The 2308-nt window shown below is 38.2% G+C and carries 5 protein-coding genes; all 5 read right to left on the bottom strand.

Annotation, left to right across the window (positions count from 1 at the left end):
- Positions 1-73 precede the first annotated feature (73 nt).
- On the bottom strand, positions 74-940 hold the full coding sequence (kdsA, locus tag B5J94_RS13380; RefSeq protein ID WP_062501588.1) for a 3-deoxy-8-phosphooctulonate synthase: 867 nt from the start codon (positions 938-940) through the stop codon (positions 74-76).
- Positions 937-1353 (bottom strand): PIN domain-containing protein, encoded by a 417-nt coding sequence (locus B5J94_RS13375; protein WP_062501586.1) that lies wholly within the window; start codon positions 1351-1353, stop codon positions 937-939. Before B5J94_RS13375 ends, kdsA begins: the two co-directional genes overlap by 4 nt.
- Positions 1354-1361: 8 nt before the next feature.
- Positions 1362-1607 carry a hypothetical protein gene (locus tag B5J94_RS13370; RefSeq protein WP_062501585.1) on the bottom strand — a complete coding sequence of 82 codons (246 nt, stop codon included), beginning with the start codon at positions 1605-1607 and terminating at the stop codon, positions 1362-1364.
- A 15-nt stretch (positions 1608-1622) separates the two neighbouring features.
- Positions 1623-1880 (bottom strand): type II toxin-antitoxin system VapC family toxin, encoded by a 258-nt coding sequence (locus B5J94_RS13365; RefSeq protein WP_211271100.1) that lies wholly within the window; start codon positions 1878-1880, stop codon positions 1623-1625.
- A gap of 141 nt (positions 1881-2021) precedes the next feature.
- A partial coding sequence (locus tag B5J94_RS13360; RefSeq protein ID WP_211271099.1) for a type II toxin-antitoxin system Phd/YefM family antitoxin occupies positions 2022-2308 on the bottom strand: 287 nt, incomplete at its 5' end.

Genomic DNA, 2308 nt, shown 5'->3' with positions numbered 1-2308 from the left:
TTGAAGTTAAATGACTATAACTATTTTACAACCATTAAAAAATGGCAAGAATAAACTATCCTTGCCATTAAAATCAATGCGTGTCTAATTTTTCAAACCCTTTTACCAAATTATCCAACTCTTTTAATTGGCGTAAAAACGGTTCTAATTGCGACAGTCGCAACGCACAAGGACCATCGCATTTGGCTTTATCAGGGTCTGGGTGAGCCTCCAAAAACAGCCCTGCCAGTCCCGTTGCCATACCCGCTCTTGCCAAGGTAGTAATCTGACTACGGCGACCGCCTGCACTGTCCACTCTCGCCCCTGGTTCTTGTAGGGCGTGCGTTACGTCAAAAAATACGGGCACATTCATCGCTTTCATCGTGTCAAAGCCAAGCATATCCACCACAAGGTTATTATAGCCAAAAGACGTGCCACGCTCACACAAGATGATGTTATCATTGCCTGCTTCTAGGCATTTGCCTATGATATGTCGCATTTCGTGCGGGGCAAGGAATTGAGCTTTTTTGATGTTAATCACCGCCCCTGTGCGAGCAATGGCACTCACAAGGTCGGTTTGACGGCTCAAAAACGCAGGGATTTGTAGCACGTCCGCCACCTTTGCCACAGGGGACGCTTGGTAGGGTTCGTGTACGTCTGTGATGATTGGCACGCCGTATTTTTCTTTGATGTCGTTTAGCCACGTTAGCCCCGTATCTAGGCTAGGCCCCCGAAAGGAGTGCAGGCTAGAACGGTTGGCTTTATCAAAACTTGCCTTAAACACATAGCCAATATCAAGTTTCTTGCAAGTCTCAATATAGCTCTCGGCAATCTCAAATGCCAATTCTTGACTTTCTAAAACATTCATGCCACCAAATAGCACAAATGGCAAATCATTGGCAATTTTGATGTCGCCTGATGGTGATGATAATTCAATGGTGGATTTGGCGGTTAGCGTCATGGGTTTTCCTTATAAAATGGATTGATAATGGTAAGTTTGTTTTCAATGATATGATTATGGTGCATATCTTCGGAATATAAAATGGGTGTATTTGATTGCAAGGCACAAGCAATCATTAGACTATCCCAATAGGAATAGTGATATTTGGCTTTGATATTTAAAGCATGAATAGCCAATTTTGTATCAACTGTTAAAATATCATAGTCATTGGCAAATGCAGAAATAATATAAGTTAATTTATCAAAATCAACATATCTCTTTTTAATCATCACATTGCAAAATTCATTAATCACCTGCGTGCTAATTACAACGTGATGAGTATTTAACAATTCTTGGGCAATTTGATTTTTTGGATAATCATCGCTCATGGCATAAATCAAGATATTGCTATCAAAAAAGCATGATTTATTCATAAAAACCCTTAGCGACTGTTTGCTTCTTCACGGTCAAATTTATAATCAGGCGGTAGCTGGATTTTAATGTTTTTAAATACCTCTTTCATGGTCGCCTTTGGGTTATGCTCATATGGCATGACAGGCTCATCAGCAGGCAATACCACAAAACTTTTGCCATTGCTTGATAGCAATACTTTTTCGCCCAACGATATTTGCTCTAAGGCGTGGGCGATTTGTTGCTGTTCGGTATGGTTAATCATAATCTCAATCATCTTATCCCCACCTAGTTATTCCCAAAAACATTGCACATCATAATTTTTAAATGCATTATCACAACCAAGAATTGGTATATTTTTACTAATAGATTGAGCAATAATCATCCTATCAAATGGGTCATTATGATAAAATGGTAAATCATGGATAATTTGCAAACAATCGAAAGTTAATGGCAATATTTCAAAATCATTAGCCATGATATGATTGCGATATAAATTTGTCATGGGTAGTGGAATGTCTAATTTTCCCAATGATGGTTTTATACTCATTTCTCATAAACTTGCCATGCTAATAAAGCATTGATTATCAATATTCTCAATCAATTGACGTGCATAAGATGACAATTTATTGTTATCATCAATAAACCATAAAAAAGTGTGTGTATCTAATAATAATTTCATCAAACACTCTTATTTTGGTATATACTCAACAAAACAATCCAAAGGCTCATCAAAATCATCTGCCATTTTAATTTGCCCTTTGGCACTGCCTGCTTTGCGTGATTTTTTAGCAAGTTTATTTTCGGGTATTAAATTCATTTTATAAGCCTGCCCGTCTTTGATAAAAACTAACTCTTCGCCCAAAATGGCTTGTTCTATGTGCTTAGGCTGTATCTCGTGAATGGCAATCTCAATCATCTTGTCCCCTTTTGTCTTCCCAATGAATAAACAGGGCGAAAATGAACCGACCCCCAAAT

It is taken from the genome of Moraxella lacunata (assembly GCF_002027545.1).
Classification (GTDB): domain Bacteria; phylum Pseudomonadota; class Gammaproteobacteria; order Pseudomonadales; family Moraxellaceae; genus Moraxella; species Moraxella lacunata.
The sequence above is the reverse complement of the archived record's forward strand: the minus strand, read 5'-3'. Positions and strand labels throughout refer to the sequence as shown.